This is a genomic window from Bradyrhizobium sp. BR 1432, assembly GCF_051547705.1.
Classification (GTDB): domain Bacteria; phylum Pseudomonadota; class Alphaproteobacteria; order Rhizobiales; family Xanthobacteraceae; genus Bradyrhizobium; species Bradyrhizobium zhanjiangense.
Map to the genome: position 1 here is coordinate 8133296 of NZ_JBPUGF010000003.1, position 17929 is coordinate 8151224.

Consider the following 17929-nt stretch of genomic DNA (forward strand, 5'->3'; position numbering starts at 1 on the left):
AACCATGTTGCACTGCCAAGGAACTATCATGCGTTTAGCCCTTTACACCGGAATAATACTGGCTGGCGGTTACACCTGTCTGACCCCCGCGCTCGCCACAGACCCGACCGGCGACTGGCGGGTCGCCGACGGCGTCGCCAACATCCGTGTCGCCCAATGCAGTGGCAGCATGTGGGGTGCCGTCTCTGGGAAAAGCAGCCCGGAGGCCGCGACGAGAATAACCCGGATGTGTCAAAAAAGAACAGGCCGACGCTGGGCATGCCGACCCTGATCGACATGAAGAAGAAGCCCGGCGCCGATCAGTGGGAAGGACAGGTCTACAACGCCAAGGACGGCCAGCTCTACAGCGCGACCATCACGCCGGCCGGGACCGACCAGCTCGAAATCAAGGGCTGTGTGATGGGCTTCCTCTGCGGGGGCGAGACCTGGACCCGGGTTGGTCCGCCGATCCCCTTGAGCTCCGCCAACGCCATGGCCAAGAGCGCGCCGAAGTCCACCGGCGCGGCGCCGAAAGCCCAGGGCACGACGGGCGCCACGGCAGCTGCCCCCGCAGCCCCGAAGGCCGCCGGCGCAGCCAAGCCCGGTCAGAAGGGCGCCGCCGACCCGGTGGGCGACATCTGCCTACTCCCTGAGATTGCGGGGTTTGCCCATTAGGGCCGGCTGGAACAGCAATACGGCGGCAAGCGTCGTCACCAGCGAGAGTGCGAGCAACTTGCCCATGCTGGACGTGCCGGGATGGCTGGACAGCCACAGGCTGCCGAACGCAGTCGCCGTCGTCAGCGCGCTGAAAAAGATCGCGCGTGTCAGGCTGGTCTGGAGCAGATTCGTCCTGCCCGAGCGCCACGCCACGACATAATAGATCTTGAAGGCGACGCCGACGCCGAGCAGCAGCGGAAACGCGACGATGTTGGCGAAGTTGAGCGGCAGGCCGACCAACACGCAGATCTCGAGCGTCACCGCGCCGGCAACCAGGAGCGGCACCAGCGTCATCAGCACGTCGACGAACCGCCGCAACGTGATCCACAGGAGCAGGCCGATCACCAGCAGTGCATAGACGCCGGCATGGATGAACGCCTTCACCACGGTGTCCCCGGATTTCAGGATCGAGACCGGCCCGCCGATCGCGGTCGGCTCAGCCGCGAGCACGGCCGCGGCAAACTTGCGCAACGTGTCGTTGTCATTGGGATCGCCCTTGGGCAGCGCCTCGACGCGGATGACGCCGTCCTTGCTCTTCCAGGCGCTGACGAGATCCGGCGGCAGTGACTTCAGGGTCACCGGCTCGGCCTGCAGCGCGTTTTTGAGCTGGTCGAACACGATCTTCATCGGTGTGACGAACACGTCCTGCGCCTTGTTGCGCGTGGCCTCGTCGGAATTAGCGAGCTTCTCGAGCGCGTCGGCCAGCCGGCGCGAGGCGAGCGCACCCGGTCCCTTCGCATCGCCCGCGGTCCTGCGCAGATTGTCGACCGAGGATTTCAGCGCTTCGACGTTTTCCTGGTCCGACGGCGCCGCGTCGATCTGGTCGGGATTGAGCGCGGATTCAAGACCTTAGCGCCCTGCGCGAGCAGCTTCAGCTTCGGCGGCTGGTCCTGCGGCACGAAGCTGTCGAGTGACATCACCCGCAATACCTCCGGCACCTTCTCCAGCTTCGCCTCGACCTGCTTTGCCTGCTCTTCCGACGTCGTCATCACGTTGATGGCATTGGCGCCGGTGTTGGGATCCTTGCGCAGGTCGAGGAAGGTCGCGATCGATTCGGCATGCGGATTGCGCAGGTTCATCGGGTTGAAGTCGAACTTCATGAAGTAGAGCAGCGGCAGGCCGCCGAGCGCCAGCAGCAGCGTGCCGCCGACGATCAGCACGCGGTGCTTTTCAAGGAAGTGATCGAGCGGCGCCAGGAAGGCGTAACCGACGGGCTCCGGCTCGCCGGGCGGGTTCAACAGCTTCAACAGCGCCGGCAGCACGGTGATCGACGAGAGGAACGCGACCAGCATGCCGACGCCGGCGATCTGGCCGAGCTCGGAGATGCCCTTGTAGTCGGTCGGCATGAAGCAGAGGAAGCCCGCGGCCGTTGCCATCGCCGCGAGCGACAGCGGCACCGCCGAGCGCTTGGCCGCCAGCACCAGCGCGCCCGAGAGATCGTCGTGCTTGTAGCGCTCGGAGCGGTAGCGGACGCTGTACTGGATGCCGAAATCGACGCCGAGGCCGACGAACAGCACCGCAAACGCGATCGACAGCAAATTGAGCGAGCCGACCATCATCAGACCGGCCGCGGTCGTGATCGCAAGACCCACGAAGAGATTGACGAACACCGCGAAGATGATCTTCGCCGAATGCAGCGCCAGCCACAGGATCAGCAGCACGACGAGAACCGTGCCGATGCCGTTGACGACCGCGCCTTCCTGGACGGTCGCGTATTCCTCGTTGGCGATCGGGACTGGGCCGGTCAGCCGCACACGCGCCTGGTATTTGGTCGGAAAATCCAGATCGGCTGCGGCCTTGCGGATCGCGTCGGTGGCGCCCTTGCCCGGCTCCAGCGCGTTGTAGTCGAGGACCGGCTTGAACTCGATGAAGGCGCGCTTGTCCGAATCCTTCAGCGGCTCGTCGCTGACGAGCTCGCGCCAGGAGAAGCTGGCATTGCCCTTGTTGAGCACGGTCTCGACCGTCTGCGCGATCAGGTTGAAAGGCCGCTCCGTGTTGTCGAGCTTGACCTGGCCGCGCTTGACGCCGGCAAGTCCGGTCTCGAGCGCGCCGGTCAGGCCGCGGATCGAGGGGTCGCCCGCCATGATCTCGATCAGGGGCGCTGCCGATTCGAATTGACCGGTAATCTTGCCGACCTCCTCGGTCGGCAAGAACAATAGGCCGTTCTTCTCGAAGAACTCGCCGCTGCCGAGCTGCTGCATCGATTGGAAGTTGGTCTTGTCGTCCTTGAGCTTGGCAAAGAGCGCGTCCGCTGCCGCGCTCGCCATCTCGGGCGTTTTGGCCTCGACGACCGCCGTGATGGTCGCGTCGCGGTCGAAGGCGCGGTCGAACTGCTGGTCGCGCTGGCGCCAGTCCAAATTCTGGGCAATCAGCGAATTGATGTCGGTGTTGATGGCGAAGTGACGCGCAGCGTAATAGCCCGCTCCCACCGACAGCAGGAGCCCGAAAATGACGACGAGGGAGGCAAACCGGGTACAGGCCCTGACGATGGCAACAACGACGCTTTGCAGCACTTCTTTTCTTTCTGCGGTTAACAGCTTGCCGGAAACGCCCGCTGTTTATCGGAGTTCCCGGGCGAAACCTATTGCTGTTTGAGTGGTTCTCGCCGCGACAAGGTTCGAGGTAAACGGCGGAGGACCCATGGCAAAATCATGCGGGGCGGTCGGTATAGCCGGGGAGTTGAGGCGGGAAAGTGACGAAAGAGTGAGCCAAATGTCGCCATGTTGCTCACCGGGCACGACCTACCAAAATACCATCGAACTGCCTTTGTTTGGGAACCCAAGGGTCGTTCGACTTCCCTTGCTGCCGATTTTTTGACACAAAGTATTGCGCCTCCATGCGCCGGAGCCCAAACGGGGGTGGGTGGCTACCGCTGCGCGAGACCAATGGTGCGGATATTGCACCTCATTGGTCGGTATCGAGGTGCTGCCGGGAACTTTGAAGCGGATTGATGCAACTTGCGTGATGGGCGTCCAATGGAAGTTTATCTGGCGCAGCCACGCGGCTTCTGCGCGGGCGTGGTGCGCGCGATCGAGATCGTGGAACGGGCCCTGGAGAAGTACGGCCCGCCCGTCTACGTGCGCCATGAGATCGTGCACAACAAATACGTGGTCGAGAGCCTGAAGAACAAGGGCGCGATCTTCGTCGAGGAATTGTCCGAAGTGCCGCCGAAGGCGGTGACCGTTTTCAGCGCCCATGGCGTCGCCCGCAGCGTCGAGGAAGAGGCCGCCGCGCGCGATCTTCCGGTGCTGAACGCCACCTGCCCCCTGGTCACGAAAGTTCACAATCAGGGGAAGCGCTACATCACCAAGGGCCGCACGCTGATTCTGATCGGCCATGCCGGCCACCCCGAGGTCGAGGGCACGATGGGCCAGGTCCCGGGGCCAGTGCAGCTTGTTCAAAGCGTTGAAGAGGTTAACGCCCTGACGCTGCCGGCGGATACGCCAATGGCCTACATCACCCAGACCACCCTGTCGGTCGACGACACCAAGGACATCATCGCGGCCCTCCAGGCCCGCTTTACAGATATTCAAGGTCCGGATATCCGGGATATCTGCTATGCGACACAGAACCGCCAAACTGCGGTAAGGGATTTGAGCAAGCTGGTCGACGTGATCCTGGTGGTGGGCGCTGCCAACAGCTCGAACTCGAACCGGCTCCGCGAAATCGGCACCGAAGCCGGCGTCGCGAGTTATTTGATTGCCGACGGCAGCGAGCTCAATCCGGCGTGGTTGAAGGATGCCAGGACCGTCGGCGTCACGGCCGGCGCTTCGGCGCCCGAGGTACTCGTGGATGACGTGATTGAAGCGATGCGGCGGATCGGACCAGTGAAGGTCTCGGTGTTGCCGGGCCGCGAGGAAAACATCGAATTCCGGCTTCCGGCCCAATTGGCTGCGAGCTGACTCACCCGAATTCAAAGCCCAGAAAGAAACTTGTAATGGCTATCCCGTTCTTCAAGGAAATGCGTATCGGCGGCTATTTGCTCAAGCAGAAACTGCTTGGCCGCAAACGCTATCCGCTCGTGCTGATGCTGGAGCCGCTGTTTCGCTGCAACCTCGCCTGCGTCGGCTGCGGCAAGATCGATTATCCCGACGCGATCCTCAACCGCCGCATGACGGCGCAGGAGTGCTGGGACGCCGCCGACGAATGCGGCGCGCCGATGGTCGCGATTCCCGGCGGCGAGCCGCTGATCCACAAGGAGATCGGCGAGATCGTGCGCGGCCTCGTCGCGCGCAAGAAGTTCGTCTCGCTCTGCACCAACGCGCTGCTGCTCGAGAAGAAGCTCGATCTGTTCGAGCCCTCGCCCTACCTGTTCTTCTCGGTGCATCTCGACGGCCTGCGTGATCATCACGACAAGGCGGTGTCGCAGAAGGGCGTGTTCGACCGCGCCGTCTCCGCGATCAAGGCGGCCAAGGCGCGCGGCTTCACTGTCAACGTCAACGCCACCATCTTCGACGGCCATCCGGCCGAGGAGATCGCGAAATTCCTCGACCTCACCGTCGAGCTCGGCGTCGGCGTCTCGATGTCGCCGGGCTACGCCTATGAGCGCGCCCCGGACCAGGAGCACTTCCTCAACCGCACCAAGACCAAGAAGCTGTTCCGCGACGTCTTCGCGATGGGCAAGGGCAAGAAGTGGAATTTCATGCATTCCGGCCTGTTCCTGGACTTCCTCGCCGGCAACCAGGAATACGAGTGCACGCCATGGGGCATGCCCGCGCGCAACATTTTTGGCTGGCAGAAGCCCTGCTACCTGCTCGGTGAAGGCTACGCGAAAACCTTCAAGGAGCTGATGGACACTACCGACTGGGACAGCTACGGCACCGGCAAATACGAGAAGTGCGCCGACTGTATGGCCCATTGCGGCTACGAGCCGACGGCGGCCACCGCTGCCCTCCACAACCCGCTGAAGGCGATGTGGGTGTCGCTGCGCGGCATCAAGACCTCTGGTCCCATGGCGCCGGAGATCGACATGTCCAAGCAGCGCCCGGCGCAGTACATCTTCTCGGAGCAGGTCCAGAAGAAGCTCTCGGAGATCCGCAAGGACGAGGCTGCTGCCGCGCAGGCGAAGGCCGCGCAGAAGGCTTCGACCGCCGCGTAAGCGCGCTGGTTGGCACCAACGAAAAAAGGCCCGGTCGCGAATGGCGACCGGGCCTTTTCTTTTGTTCAGCTCAGGCGCCTGGGAAAGAACAGCGCGGTGCGTAGACTGCGCTGCCTCCCCTCGTCACTTGGCCGCCCGGGAGCCCTCCTGCAAAAAAGTGAAAAACAAGCCCATGCACAGTAGAAACGCGGCCGCCGAACGGCACATCGTGTATTCGGCTAAGCCATTGCCGCGCCGAGGAAATCAGCGGCAAAAGGGTGAAGATCGCAGCATTTTGCGACGAGGAGCGATCTTCGCAAAAGCGACGACAGACGATGGCCAATTGGACCAACGCGCAGAAATCGCTCGGGATTACAATTCAAGGCCAGTGCGGATTTCGAATTTTACGAATATTGTTTGACCCGCCGGGCAAAACAGTGGCACTATTCTGGCCCCGTTCGAAAAGCGGCACCAACTAGTCGCCTCTTGCGGCTACAGGTTATCCTCAAGGTGCCCGTCAGAGGAATTGTCGTGTCTCACTTCAGGGGTGCAGTCCAGCAATGTCACCGTAATTACTACGGATGATTGTCTCAGGAGTTATCGCGTCTCGCAATTTCGTAGTGATCCCGCAATGACGTCAAACAGTTCAATGAATGTCTTAGCTCCAAGCAAGAGGTCGTCGCTGTCGAATGTTCGTTTGTATTCGACGACTCCCGGAATCAATCGATCGAAAGTTTCCAAATTTGTGATCTCAAAGGCGAGCTTCGGATCATTCTCACAGTAGATCTTGAAGATTACCGGCGGCCCAATGCAGAAATGATTTCCTCCGGTATCGAGCCCGACTTCAAAAGTCAGGGCGTCATCAGAGTCTGCAACTGTCTTCAGCCATCGATTGCGGCGGCGCGTGAAGCCAAGCGCCCTACAGAACTCATCTGCAAAAGGAGCAAAATCGCGCTTCTTTCCGGACCACGTGACTGGTTTGATACCCAGACGCTCTCTTTCAGGTTCACGTAGACTTCGGAAAAAGGCAGTCTCACCTTCACGAAATGCTGCGTCGAAGTAGATTTTCTTGTAGCGCTCAAACAAGCACGGGACCAACGGTGGCGCTCGAAAGGGTTCTTCAACGACCCTCTTGAGAAAAAGTTCGTCCAGAAGGCGCGAGCGATACCGCGGCTGGACAACGAACTTCCTCGTATCGGGGTCGCCCCGTCCGAGCGATTGCATCGTTTCCAGAGCGACGTCATCCCAATATCGATTGAGAATATCCGTCTGGTCCTCGCCGCAGGAAGCAATGACCCTTTGTTGCCAGGCCCGATGGAGCGAATAACCGCGTGCCTCGAAGGCAAGCTGTGTCGGACGCCGGCCGGACCAGGTTTCCATTCTTCGCAGAAGCCGATGCTCTTCCATGGGCCGGTGTTCCTCCCATTACTCATCTAAATTGGAGGCTCATGGCCGCTCGCGCGATGGTGCGATCGCCGCCGAACAGAACCTCGACCACCGCATGAGTACAAAAGAAAAAAGGCCCGGTTGCTATCGCGACCGGGCCTTTTTCTTTTCTCAGCTCTCCGTCCCCGCTCAGGCCGCCTCGGAGACCAGCGCCTCGCTGCCGACCAGCTCGGTGCCGATCAGGTAGTCGCGGCAGCCGCGAAGCGAGCGCAGGGCGCGGTTGAAGTCGAGGCCGGTCGAGACCAGCGCATGCAGCGTTGCCGGATTGCGCACGATGCCGCGCAGCACGGCCGCAAGGTCGATCTGGCCGTTCGGCTTGATGGCGGCGCGAGCGAGTGCCGGCAGCGCGCGATGGGCGGGGTCGCTGATGACGCGAACCGCGGCAAAGGGCAGCCCGGCCTCGGCGGCGTAGGCGGCCGCGATGTGGCTTTCCATGTCGACGGCAGCTGCCCCGGTCTCCGAATGCAGCGCCGCCTTGCAGGAGCGCCCGGTGACCACTTCCTCGGCACCGGCGAGGCTGCCGCGCACCACACGGCGGCGTCCCGAGGTCAGGCGATCGATCAGGTCGTCGCCGAGCGACAGCCCGGCGGCCCAGCGGGTGTCGCCGGACAGCACCTCGGTCGCCAGCACGACGTCGCCGGAACGCAGCGTCGGGTCGAGCCCGCCGGCCACACCGAACGAGATTACGCCGCGAATCGTCTCGGGATCCACCACCGTCAGCAGCGCCCGCAACTGGGTCGGGCTGCTGGATGAACAGATGACCGCCATTCCCGGCCCGGCTGCAATGCGGGCCTCCTGAACCAGTCCAGTCACGATCAGTATCGGCCGCGGGTCGATGGCATTACCCGCGGTAAAATAGTCCCCGTCCCCAAAGTCACATTCCGACCCCTACCACCCTGCTGTTGGTGTTCCGTAAGTTCCGATACCGCGCCAGCGCCCACAGCGGGAAGAACTTTGGGTAACCATGATACCGTAGATAGAACACGCGGGGGAAGCCTGTGGCGGTGTACCGCTGCTCGTCCCACAGTCCTTTTTTGTTTTGTGTTGCAATCAGGTACTCCACCCCGCGGGCGACGGCCGGGTGATCAACCTCGCCTGCCGCCATCAGGGCAAGCAAAGCCCATGCCGTTTGCGAGGCGGTCGAGGGCGCGGCCTCCCAGCCCTTGTAATCCAGGCGGTAGCTGACGGCGTCCTCGCCCCAGCCGCCGTCCTCGTTCTGGATCGAGGCCAGCCAGGCCGCGGCTTTGCGAATCATGGGGTCCTTGTGATCGACGCCGGCCATGTTGAGCGCACAGAGCACCGACCAGGTGCCATAGATGAAGTTCATGCCCCAGCGGCCGTACCAGGACCCCTCCGGGTGCTGGGTCTTGCGGAGATAGGCAACGCCATCGGCCACGTGCTTGCTGGACTTCTCGGTCTCGCCGAGTTGGGCCAGCATCGAGATGCAGCGCGCGGTGACGTCCTCGGTCGGCGGGTCGAGCAGCGCGCCGTGGTCAGAGAACGGAATGTTGTTCAGGTAATATTCGAGGTTGTTCACGTCGAAGGCGGCCCAGCCGCCGTCGTCGCTCTGCATGCCCTCGATCCACTCCCGCCCGCGGTCGATCGCGGCGTCATAGCCGGTCACCCCGTGCTCCCGGCGCATGCGGTCCATCGACATCACCACGACAGCGGTGTCGTCGAGATCGGGATAATAGGCATTGTTGTACTGGAAGGCCCAGCCGCCCGGACGCACGTCGGGCCGCTTCGCCGCCCAGTCGCCCTTTACCTCGAGCTCCTGCTTCGGGATCAGCCAGTCGAGACCACGCTTGGCGGCCGGCACGGCTTGCGCGTTGCCAGCTTCCAGCAGCGCATGCGCAGTCAACGTCGTATCCCACACCGGCGAAACGCAGGGCTGGCAATAGGCTTCGTCGTCTCTGATTACGAGCAGCTTGTCGATGCCCCGGCGCGTGATCGCGCGCGGCGGATAATTCTCGTCCTTGCCGAGCGCGTCATACATCATCACGATGTTGGCCATGGGCGGATAGATCGCGCCCATGCCGTCCTCGCCGTTGAGCCGCTCCTCGATGAAGGCGAGCGCCGCATCGATCGCGCGCTTGCGCAGGCTCTTGGGAAACATCGGCTCGATCACGCGCAGAATCGCATCGAGCGAGCGAAAGAGCAGGAACCAGGCCATGCTCTGGTGTGGCGCCTTCGCGGTCATGCCGATCGAACGCGGATCCTGCAGGAATAGCTCGTCGATGCCGATCCCTTTCGGATTCTTCGCGCGCGGCTTCAGCGCGGCGATCACCATCAGGGGCACCATCGTGGTGCGTGCCCAATAGGAGATCTTGTTGAGGTGGAACGGCGACCAGAACGGCAGCAGCACGATCTCGATCGGCAGCACCGGCACCGCGCTCCAAGTCACCACGCCGAATGTCGCGAGCAGGAAGCGGGTGAAGACGTTGCTATAAATCGCACCGCCGCGGGCATGAATGGCCTCGCGCGCACGCACCATGTGCGGGGCATCGATGGAATCGCCGATCATCTTCAGCGCGAAATAGGCCTTTACGCTGGCGCTCATGTCGAACTCGCCGTCATGCACCAGCGGCCAGCCGCCATGAGCACCCTGGACGCGGCGCAGATAGTTGCCGATCTTGGCCTCGAGCACCGTGTCGACGGGCTCGGCGAGATAATGGCGCAGCAGGATGTACTCGGCCGGAATCGTGCAGTCGGCCTCGAGCTCGAACACCCAATGGCCGTCCGATTGCTGGAATCCGAGGACACCTTGCGTTGCCGATGCAATGCTCGATTCCAAGCTGCTCGGATCCAGGGCTTCGCGGCTGGTCGCGTTCACGGAATCCATGTCGCTCGATTGCTCCGATAGTCGATTGAAAGTGACCGGGACATTTGCCCGTCAGAGCCGCTGTGCGGCGAGAATCAGATCGGCGGCGCGATCGCCCGATCGGACCGATCCCTCGATGGTTGCAGGCAATCCCGTAGCAGTCCAATCCCCGGCAAGGAACAGGTTTTTCAGCGCAGTGACCGGCGCCGGACGCAAGGCATTCTGCGCCGGCGTCGCGGCAAAAGTGGCGCGGCGCTCACGCACGATCTGCCACGGAGGCAATTGAGGGGGCAGCTCACCGGAGAGGCCGCCGGCCTTGCAGACGTCGTCCCAGATCGCCTGCGCGAGCTCCTCGCGCGGCATGTCGACCAGGCGGTCGCCGTTGCTGATGGTGACGGAAAGCCGGTTCGGAAACGCGAACAGCCATTCCACCACGCCGCCGATCACGCCGAGGATCGGCGCAGAGCCCGGCGGCGGCTCAAAGCGGAAATGCGCGTTCACGATGGCGCGGAATTCGGTCGGCGTCTTCAGGCCGGGCAGCAAGCTCGCGGCAGCGCGCGGCGGCACCGCCATCACGATGACGTCGCCCTCGCTGAGCTGGATCACGTCCTCGCCGCCGAAATTCAGCGCACCAACCTTGCCGTCGCTGGTTGCAAACGAACGCAGCTCATGGCCAAGCTGAACCGTGTGGCCGCGCTCAGCCAAAAATTTCACGGCAGGCTCGATCAGCACGGCGCTGAGGCCGTCGCGCGCGATCAGGGGACGGCAGGCCTGCCCGCCCGCGAGCAGCGTCTCGCGCACGATCGCGCCGGCGAGGCCGGCCGAGCCCTCGGGCGGATCGACGTTGAGCGCCGCGAGCAGCAGCGGCTGCACCAAACGCTGATAGAGGATGCCCTCGCAAGGAATCGACTTGCCGACCAGCGTCTCCTCCGACGCCCAGACCAGCGGCGCCAGCTTGAGATAATCGGTGAGGCCGGTGTCGGGCACGCGGCGGCTTTCGTCGAGAACCCAGGTCGGCAGCCGGCCATCGCCGAGGTCGATCTGCCAGCGCTGCCCGGTCTTGATGTCGACGAAGGGAAACTGCGCGCGCTCGGGGCCGACAAGGCCGGCTTCGGTGCCGATCGCGCGCGCATAGGCGCGCGCATGGCTGTTGCCCGACAGCAGCAGATGATTGCCATTGTCGATGGTGAGATTGGTGGCGCCGTCGAAATAGGACCGGCAGCGGCCGCCGGCCTGATGTGTCGCCTCGTGCACGGCGACCTTGAAGCCGGCATTGGCGAGCCGCACGGCGGCGGAGAGGCCGGAAATTCCAGCACCGATGATGTGAGCTGTCTTTTGCATCAGATGAAAGCGTAACGGAGCAGGATCAGGATGCGTGTGATCTTCGACACACGCACCGGCTCGCGCGGCGCGTTGAAGCCGCGCGCGATCAGGAGGTCCAGAATGGAATGATAATATTTCGACATGATCCGCGGCGCGCGCACGGTGCGGCGCTTGTTGCGGTTCATGATCTCGTCCGACTTCTCGAAATGCGATTTCGCACGCTGCGTCAGCGGCAGGCAGACCTTCGGCAGCGCGCGCTCGGTGATGACGCGGCTGGGATCGTTGGAGGTGATGCCGGCATGCAGCAGCGCCTCGCGCGGCAGATAGAGCCGGCCGAGGCCGGCGTCCTCGTCGATGTCGCGCAGGATGTTGGTGAGCTGGAGCGCGCGGCCGAGATGATGTGCGAGCAGGATGCCGTCTTCTTCCGGCAGGCCGAACACCCGCACCGACAGGCGCCCCACGGCACTGGCGACGCGATCGCAGTAGAGATCGAGCGTCGCCATGTCGGGCGCGCGGATGTCCTGCGGCACGTCCATCTCCATGCCGTCGACGATGGCGAGGAAGTCCTCGCGCTTCAGCCCGAAGGTCTTCACCGAGGCGACATAGTCCTTCAGCCGCGGCGGCGGATTGCCCTGATAGAGCGCATCGATGTCGTTGCGCCACTGCTGAAGCGCGGCGAGCCGCTCCTCGCGCGGGCCGTCGGAATCGGCGATGTCGTCGACCTGGCGGCAGAAGCTGTAGATCTGGAACATGGCTTCGCGCTGGTCATGCGGCAGGATGCGCATCGCGGCGTAGAACGAGCTGCCGGATGCGGTCGAGCCATAATTGGCGCCGGGCGAGGTCGCCTCAAGCGTCATGTGCAGTCCCCGGTCTGGAAATGGCCTTGCGTCCGATCGCGCGGCGGCCGACTTCGCCGATCATGCCGGCGAGGCTGAAGGTGAGCAGCTCGAGCTTGTTCAGATGCACGCGCTCGCGCAGGGGATCGCGTACCTTGAGCAGGCGCACGATGCGATCGGCATAGGCCTGGATCACCGAAATGTCGACGCCGAGACGGAAGTCCCTCACCTCCGCGCTGAGCGACTTGCTCTCGTTCAGCAGCGCTTCGTTGCGCACGGCGAGCGCCTGAAGGCAGGCCAGCATCGCCGGCGGCGACTGCGTCAGCCCGAGCTGTTCGACCGAGGCGCCGCTCGCAGCCAGCGCATCGCGCGGCAGATAGACGCGGTTGAGCTCGCGAAAATCCTTGCCGCAATCCTGGAGGTGATTGTTGATCTGGAGCGCCGCGCAAAGCGCATCCGAGGCAGCCCAGGTCGACGTGCTCTCGCCATGGACATCGAGCATGAAGCGGCCGACCGGCATCGCCGAGTAGCGGCAATAGTGGATGACTTCGTCCCAATTCTCGTAGCGGAGCTTGGTCACGTCCATGCGGAAGGCGATGAGCACGTCGAGCGCATGGCGCGGCGCCATGCCGCGCTCGGCGAGCGCATGGCGCAGGGTGACGGCCTCAGTCTGGGTCTCGCCCTTGCCGAGCAGTTCCGCCTCGAGCAGGTCGAGATAAGCGAGCTTCTCGTCGGGCGGCAGCGTCGCGTGGTCGGCAATGTCGTCGGCGGTGCGGACGAAATTGTAATACGCCAGAATCAGCGCGCGATGACGCGGATGAATGATCCAGGACGCGACGGGAAAATTCTCGTCGCGGTCACCCTTGCCGGATCGCAATTCGCTCGCAGAGGTCATCGAGGGCTGGTTTACAATCGTTTGGACAGGAAGGGCTTTTTCACTCGCGCGGGCTCATGCCGGCAGTGCCGCCGCGGCCCCCATATAGGGGAATACGGCCGCAAAACCAATCCTGTCTCTCGATGGCTGCCCTTCGCGGATCGCACCCGAAAAGGCGGCCCGGGAGCCGCCTTTGTGGGCCAGCGGCCGAGCTTACTGGTTGTGGTTCTTCAGGACCTGGTCGCAGGCCTGCGAGATCTTGGCCCGGTTCTCCTTGAGGCAGGCCAGGACGGTGAAATCGCCCTGGTCGATGACCGGACGGCAGAACTTCTGCACATCGCGCGTGCAGGCCTTCTGCTCGGCGTCCGTGCCACGCCCTTGCTGAGCGAGCGCAGCCGTTGAAAGGGAGGCCGACAGCAGGGTGAGAGCGACGAGAAGCTTACGCATTGTATTCCTTCATTCTGACGACAGAATCGCACCGATCCCGGGCTGCACAGGGCGGATGGCCGGAACGGATCGTTCTGATGGCAAGTCGCCGCGGGAGGTGCGGCCTCAGAGAAGGCACAAGCACTGGCAAATGCGGCCAAATTGGCGCCACACCCACCAAATCAGGTCTTCCCCGCGCCTTCATTGGCAGATGTAAGGGCTTGATACTACGTCATAATTCAGGAACGCCGCATTTTACTGCACGGCTGTTGCAGAGCTGCATCTCTCCGCCCACCGTTTCTGCCAGAAACACACCGAAACACAGGAAATTGCAGGGTCGCACCACGGTGCGAGGACCGGGTGGGACCGCCATCTGAGGCAGTCAGGCGTTGAACCTGACAGGGGCTGGGAACACTAAACTTTCGATGTGGCGAGACGTTCTCAATCGTAAGCGGGCGTCGTTCCAAAACGGGATATTTGAGATGACATTCTTTGGGCGATCTGGACTGGCAATCAAGGCGGCGGGCATCGGGGCTGCGCTGCTCTTCTCGGTGTCGACAAGCCATGCTCAATCGTCCGGACCATTTGCCGGTTTCGACGGCGCGTGGACCGGCACCGGCACGGTGTCGCTGTCCGACGGCTCCACCGAGCGCATCCGCTGCAAGGCCGATTACAAGGTCGCCGGCAGCGGCCTCAGCCTTAAGCAGGCGCTGCACTGCGCGTCCGACAGCTACAAGTTCGACCTCACCAGCGACGTGACGAGCCAGGGCGACCGCATCTCCGGCAACTGGAGCGAGGCCAGCCGCAACATCTTCGGCAACCTCCAGGGCACCGCCGGCGGCGGCCAGATCGAGGTGTTCGTCGAGGCCAACGGCTTTGCCGCCAATTTGTCGCTGCGCACCAACGGCACCAAGCAGACGGTACAAATCTCTTCCAAGGGCGAGATCCGCGGCGTCAACATCACGATGACGAAGGGCTGACGCCCTTTCCGCTCAAGAACAACAAAGCCCCCGGCTCTCGCGAGCCGGGGGCTTTTGCTGTAGCGCTCCCTGCGCGCTCAGATCGCCGGCTTGTCGGGCCCTTGAAGCCTGGCGTGCAGATTGATCAGCCACATCGCCGTTGGCCTGAGAATGAAGAGGTCGGCGACGAGGGCCATCACCATCGAGAAGGCGCTGAGCCAGCCGAACAGCCGCAGCGACGGCAGGTCGGAGAACACGGTGACGACGAGGCCGCAGGCCAGCACCACCGTGGTCAGGATCAGCGCCGGACCGACCAGCACGGTCGCCCGCTCCACCGCCAGCCCCGAGCCGACGCCCGGCTTGCTCTCGAGCCTGAGGCGGTTGAGGAAGTGGATGGTGGCGCTCAAGCCCAGACCGAACGAGACGGTGAGCGCGACGACGCTGGCGAATTGCAGGCCCTCGCCCATCGCCCACAGCACCGTCCCCGACATCACCACCGGGAAGATGCCCGGCAGGATGCAGGCGAACATCACCACCCAGGAGCGGAAGGCGAGGCCGATGAAGATCGCGACCAGCGCGAATTCGACGGTGAGACCGCGGTTCAACTTCTCGATCATGCTGGCCGAGTTGCGCGCGGCAATCGCAGCGAGGCCCGTCACCGCAATCTCGTAGCCCGGATGCTTCTTGCGGATGGTGTCGAGCTCGGTATCGAGCTTGTCGACGATTGGCAGGAGCTGGCTGGAATCCTTGTCCGGCACGCGGCCGGCCACCACGACCGCGTCCTGCTCGGCGTCGATGAAGCGTCGCACCAGATGCTCGGGGATGACGTTGACATATTCCTTGAGCGTCGCGACGTCGGCGCTGCCGGCCTTTTCCGCGAGCCAGCGGCGCAGGGTCTCGAGCGACCAGACGTTGCCGACACCGGCCGCCTTCTCCACGGTCGCATGCACGTCGGCGATGGTCTGGAGCGTCTCCGGCGAATAGAGCGATTCGCCCTTGGGGAACGCGATCAGAACGTTGACCGGATTGGCGCCGGTCAGCTTGGCGTCGAGTCGGTCGCTGGCGGCGACCGCCTGGCGCTTGTCCGGCACCTGGTCGGCAAGGCGGTAGCGCGGCTCCAGATTGGCGTAGATGACGCCGAGGCTGCCGACGAACAGCACCGCGATCAGGCTGAACAGCCCGGGCCGGCCGACCATGCGCACCGCGATCCAGTAGCAGAAATTGCGCAGCGCCTGGACGCCGGCATCGGCGCCCTGGAACTTGACCGCAAAGACCCTCTCATTGCGCACGAACAGCACGCCGAACACCGGCACCAGCGACAGCACCGCGACCAGCGCGATGATAGTGGCGGCGAGCCCCGCCTCGCCGAACTTGCGGATCAGGTCGGAGTCGGAGAATTGCAGGGCGATGAAGGAAATGCCGGCGGTGCCGTGCGTCAGCACGCAGGCCGGGCCCACCACCAGCACCGCGTTCTTGAATGCGGTGAACTTGTCCTGGCCCGCGATCAGCCGGTCGCGCGCGGCGAAGGTGAGCTGCATCGAGTCCGAGAAGCTGATGACCATGATGAGCGGCGTCATCACGTTCAGGAACATGTTGAGATTGAAATTGGCCCAGCCGAGCACACCGAGCGCCAGCAGGATCGCGATCATCGGCGGGAATGCCGCCGCGACCATGAACGAGATCTTGCGGAAGAAGATGATGGCGATGATACAGCCGGCGAGGATGCCGAGGACGTTGTAGGTGAGCCCGTCGCGCTCGACCGCGTTGCGGATCTCGAGCTGCATCACCGGCACGCCGGAGAGCTGCACGTTGAGCCCGGTGTCGCCGAGGTCCTCCTTCATCAAGGCGCGGATGTCGGCGACGGTCTTGGTCAGCTTGCTGGAGGCGACCACTTCCGGATCCAGCGACAGCACAACCAACGCAAGTGTCCCGTCCTCCGACAACAGCTTGCCGCGGATGATCTCGTTGTTCTTGACGGTCTCGATGAACTTGTCATAGGCCGCGCCCTCGGGCAGCTCGGGCGGGAACAGTGCCGCCGGCAGCTTGCCCGGCGCCGGCGCCTGGCGCGCTGAGAACAGCGAAACCAGTCCGCGGGTGCCTTCGACGAGCTGCATATCGGTGATGAAGTCGCGCAGCTTCTCAAGGTTGTCCCGCGCCAGCAGATTCTTGCCCTCAACCACGACGAGAACGTCGAACTCCTCGGCCGGGAACTTCTTGGTCACCTCTTCGTACTGGCGGAATTCGCGGGTGTTGGAGCGGAACAGCTGCGACAGGGAATCATCGATCTTGATCCGCTGGATGCCGAACAGGGCGCCGACGATCAGCGCGAGCAGGACGATGCAGGACACGATCGGGGTCCGGACGGCGATCAGCCCGAGCCGCTCCAGCCCGAAGGCGATCGAGGACGCAGGCCCCTGCTCGACCTTGTCGACGTGAACCTCATTCTCGCTGTGCTTTTCGAGCATGCCTTGTCCAGTTCCTAAATCGTCCTAAATCGGCTCGGTCTTGAGAGCTTATTGCGCGCCGCGAACGGCTTGAAAACGCCATACCAATGGGAGGCTTGCCCGTTGAAAATGCGCGGAAAATCGCCGCGAGGGTTTAGCAGGTCAATCACCCCTCTCGCAAGCCGGCGAAATGTGGCCAAATCGATCAAGATGCGGCGATTTTGCCGGAACGCCCGTCATTCGGGCCAAGCCGTGCCAATTCGACGTGGCGCACGGTCCGCGCTCTCGTCCTTCAGCGCCACGCCGGTAACCTTTCGTGCAAGCCCCTCGCGCACCAGCCAGGCGATCTTAAAGGCTGCCTCGTCATAGCTCAACCCAGCGTGGTGGATGTTGGACACGCAATTGCGCTCGGCATCGGTGCGCCCGGGCTTCGGCGCGAAGGTCAGATAGGCGCCGAGACTGTCAGGCGCCGACAGGCCCGGCCGCTCGCCGATCAGCATCGCGACCATGCGCGCGCCGAGAATCGCCCCGATCTCGTCGCCGAGCGCGACGCGCGCGCCTGAGGCGACGACGACATGGCCGATCGCGACGGCGCCGTCGGCCGCGAGCAGCGGCAGCAGACGTGTCAGCAGCGCCACCGCATGGGCGCGGACCGCTGCTGCCGACAGGCCGTCGCCGATCACGACCGCCAGCTGGCACGGCGCCGACGCACCTCGTGCTAGAAGCTCCGCTGATCCGGCATCAAGCTGTCGTCCGAGGTCCGGCCGCCGCAGATAGTCGCTGCGCTCGACCGCCCGGCTCCTCACCTCGGTCACGACCGGGCCAAGCGCACTGAGATCGGCGACCAGAGCCGGCACATCGAAGGCGGCATGCACGGCATCGCGGGCGCGGGCATGGTCCAGCGTGAAGTCGAGCAGCGCTCTTGTCGGCACGCTTGCGCCGCTGCGGCCCAGCGCAACGCGCGCGGGGGTGAACGCCCGCAGATCGAGCGTCGGACGGCGCGGCGGGGCCGGATCAGACATGTCGC

At 63.7% G+C, this 17929-nt stretch carries 12 protein-coding genes and 2 pseudogenes; 4 read left to right on the plus strand and 10 right to left on the minus strand.

Features of this window, described 5'->3' with window-relative positions:
* Positions 1–28: 28 nt before the first annotated feature.
* A pseudogene (locus ACSKB8_RS39405) lies at positions 29–654 on the plus strand (DUF2147 domain-containing protein).
* Here ACSKB8_RS39405 and ACSKB8_RS39410 read toward each other — a convergent pair.
* Positions 622–3209, minus strand: a pseudogene (locus ACSKB8_RS39410) (MMPL family transporter). The pseudogenes ACSKB8_RS39405 and ACSKB8_RS39410 sit on opposite strands and share 33 nt — an antisense overlap.
* Before the next feature lie 462 nt (positions 3210–3671).
* On the opposite strand from ACSKB8_RS39410, the gene ispH reads away from it, so the two are divergent.
* Together ispH and hpnH are read left to right on the plus strand one after the other, a co-directional pair.
* On the plus strand, positions 3672–4598 hold the full coding sequence (ispH, locus tag ACSKB8_RS39415; protein ID WP_091890726.1) for a 4-hydroxy-3-methylbut-2-enyl diphosphate reductase: 927 nt from the start codon (positions 3672–3674) through the stop codon (positions 4596–4598).
* Between the two features lie 35 nt (positions 4599–4633).
* Positions 4634–5794 carry an adenosyl-hopene transferase HpnH gene (gene hpnH, locus ACSKB8_RS39420; protein WP_091890723.1) on the plus strand — a complete coding sequence of 387 codons (1161 nt, stop codon included), beginning with the start codon at positions 4634–4636 and terminating at the stop codon, positions 5792–5794.
* 576 nt (positions 5795–6370) lie between these two features.
* Here hpnH and ACSKB8_RS39425 read toward each other — a convergent pair.
* The 7 genes from ACSKB8_RS39425 to ACSKB8_RS39455 form a co-directional block, all read right to left on the minus strand.
* Complete coding sequence (locus ACSKB8_RS39425) at positions 6371–7180, minus strand: hypothetical protein (protein WP_438109864.1); 810 nt, start codon at positions 7178–7180, stop codon at positions 6371–6373.
* A gap of 168 nt (positions 7181–7348) precedes the next feature.
* Positions 7349–8032: a phosphorylase gene (locus ACSKB8_RS39430; RefSeq protein ID WP_438109866.1), complete on the minus strand. Its 684-nt coding sequence runs from the start codon at positions 8030–8032 to the stop codon at positions 7349–7351.
* A gap of 61 nt (positions 8033–8093) precedes the next feature.
* Entirely contained in the window at positions 8094–10061 is a 1968-nt protein-coding gene (shc, locus tag ACSKB8_RS39435) for a squalene--hopene cyclase (RefSeq protein ID WP_438109867.1), read from the minus strand.
* Between the two features lie 51 nt (positions 10062–10112).
* The gene (gene hpnE / locus ACSKB8_RS39440) at positions 10113–11381 is read right to left on the minus strand and encodes a hydroxysqualene dehydroxylase HpnE (protein ID WP_438109869.1); all 1269 of its coding nucleotides are present in this window, start codon (positions 11379–11381) and stop codon (positions 10113–10115) included.
* Positions 11381–12220, minus strand: a complete 840-nt coding sequence (gene hpnD, locus ACSKB8_RS39445; protein WP_370985212.1) for a presqualene diphosphate synthase HpnD — start codon at positions 12218–12220, stop codon at positions 11381–11383. Before hpnD ends, hpnE begins: the two co-directional genes overlap by 1 nt.
* Positions 12210–13094, minus strand: a complete 885-nt coding sequence (gene hpnC, locus ACSKB8_RS39450; protein WP_438109871.1) for a squalene synthase HpnC — start codon at positions 13092–13094, stop codon at positions 12210–12212. Before hpnC ends, hpnD begins: the two co-directional genes overlap by 11 nt.
* 192 nt (positions 13095–13286) lie before the next feature.
* Positions 13287–13520: a hypothetical protein gene (locus tag ACSKB8_RS39455; RefSeq protein ID WP_128935013.1), complete on the minus strand. Its 234-nt coding sequence runs from the start codon at positions 13518–13520 to the stop codon at positions 13287–13289.
* Positions 13521–13981: 461 nt separating this feature from the next.
* On the opposite strand from ACSKB8_RS39455, the gene ACSKB8_RS39460 reads away from it, so the two are divergent.
* The gene (locus tag ACSKB8_RS39460; RefSeq protein WP_438109874.1) at positions 13982–14479 is read left to right on the plus strand and encodes a hypothetical protein; all 498 of its coding nucleotides are present in this window, start codon (positions 13982–13984) and stop codon (positions 14477–14479) included.
* A gap of 77 nt (positions 14480–14556) precedes the next feature.
* Here ACSKB8_RS39460 and ACSKB8_RS39465 read toward each other — a convergent pair whose 3' ends face one another.
* Positions 14557–16923, minus strand: coding sequence for an efflux RND transporter permease subunit (locus ACSKB8_RS39465; RefSeq protein ID WP_438109876.1), 2367 nt, complete (start codon positions 16921–16923; stop codon positions 14557–14559).
* 215 nt (positions 16924–17138) lie between these two features.
* Positions 17139–17924, minus strand: coding sequence for an ethanolamine ammonia-lyase subunit EutC (gene eutC, locus ACSKB8_RS39470; RefSeq protein WP_438109878.1), 786 nt, complete (start codon positions 17922–17924; stop codon positions 17139–17141).
* Positions 17925–17929 lie beyond the last annotated feature (5 nt).

Excerpts from the sequence above, each read along its gene's own strand:
- ACSKB8_RS39455 (WP_128935013.1), bottom strand. The coding sequence starts at position 13,520 with ATGCGTAAGCTTCTCGTCGCTCTCACCCTGCTGTCGGCCTCCCTTTCA.
- hpnC (WP_438109871.1), bottom strand. The coding sequence starts at position 13,094 with ATGACCTCTGCGAGCGAATTGCGATCCGGCAAGGGTGACCGCGACGAG.
- ispH (WP_091890726.1), top strand. The coding sequence starts at position 3,672 with ATGGAAGTTTATCTGGCGCAGCCACGCGGCTTCTGCGCGGGCGTGGTG.
- hpnH (WP_091890723.1), top strand. The coding sequence starts at position 4,634 with ATGGCTATCCCGTTCTTCAAGGAAATGCGTATCGGCGGCTATTTGCTC.
- ACSKB8_RS39460 (WP_438109874.1), top strand. The coding sequence starts at position 13,982 with ATGACATTCTTTGGGCGATCTGGACTGGCAATCAAGGCGGCGGGCATC.
- hpnD (WP_370985212.1), bottom strand. The coding sequence starts at position 12,220 with ATGACGCTTGAGGCGACCTCGCCCGGCGCCAATTATGGCTCGACCGCA.
- shc (WP_438109867.1), bottom strand. The coding sequence starts at position 10,061 with ATGGATTCCGTGAACGCGACCAGCCGCGAAGCCCTGGATCCGAGCAGC.
- hpnE (WP_438109869.1), bottom strand. The coding sequence starts at position 11,381 with ATGCAAAAGACAGCTCACATCATCGGTGCTGGAATTTCCGGCCTCTCC.
- ACSKB8_RS39425 (WP_438109864.1), bottom strand. The coding sequence starts at position 7,180 with ATGGAAGAGCATCGGCTTCTGCGAAGAATGGAAACCTGGTCCGGCCGG.
- ACSKB8_RS39465 (WP_438109876.1), bottom strand. The coding sequence starts at position 16,923 with ATGCTCGAAAAGCACAGCGAGAATGAGGTTCACGTCGACAAGGTCGAG.
- eutC (WP_438109878.1), bottom strand. The coding sequence starts at position 17,924 with ATGTCTGATCCGGCCCCGCCGCGCCGTCCGACGCTCGATCTGCGGGCG.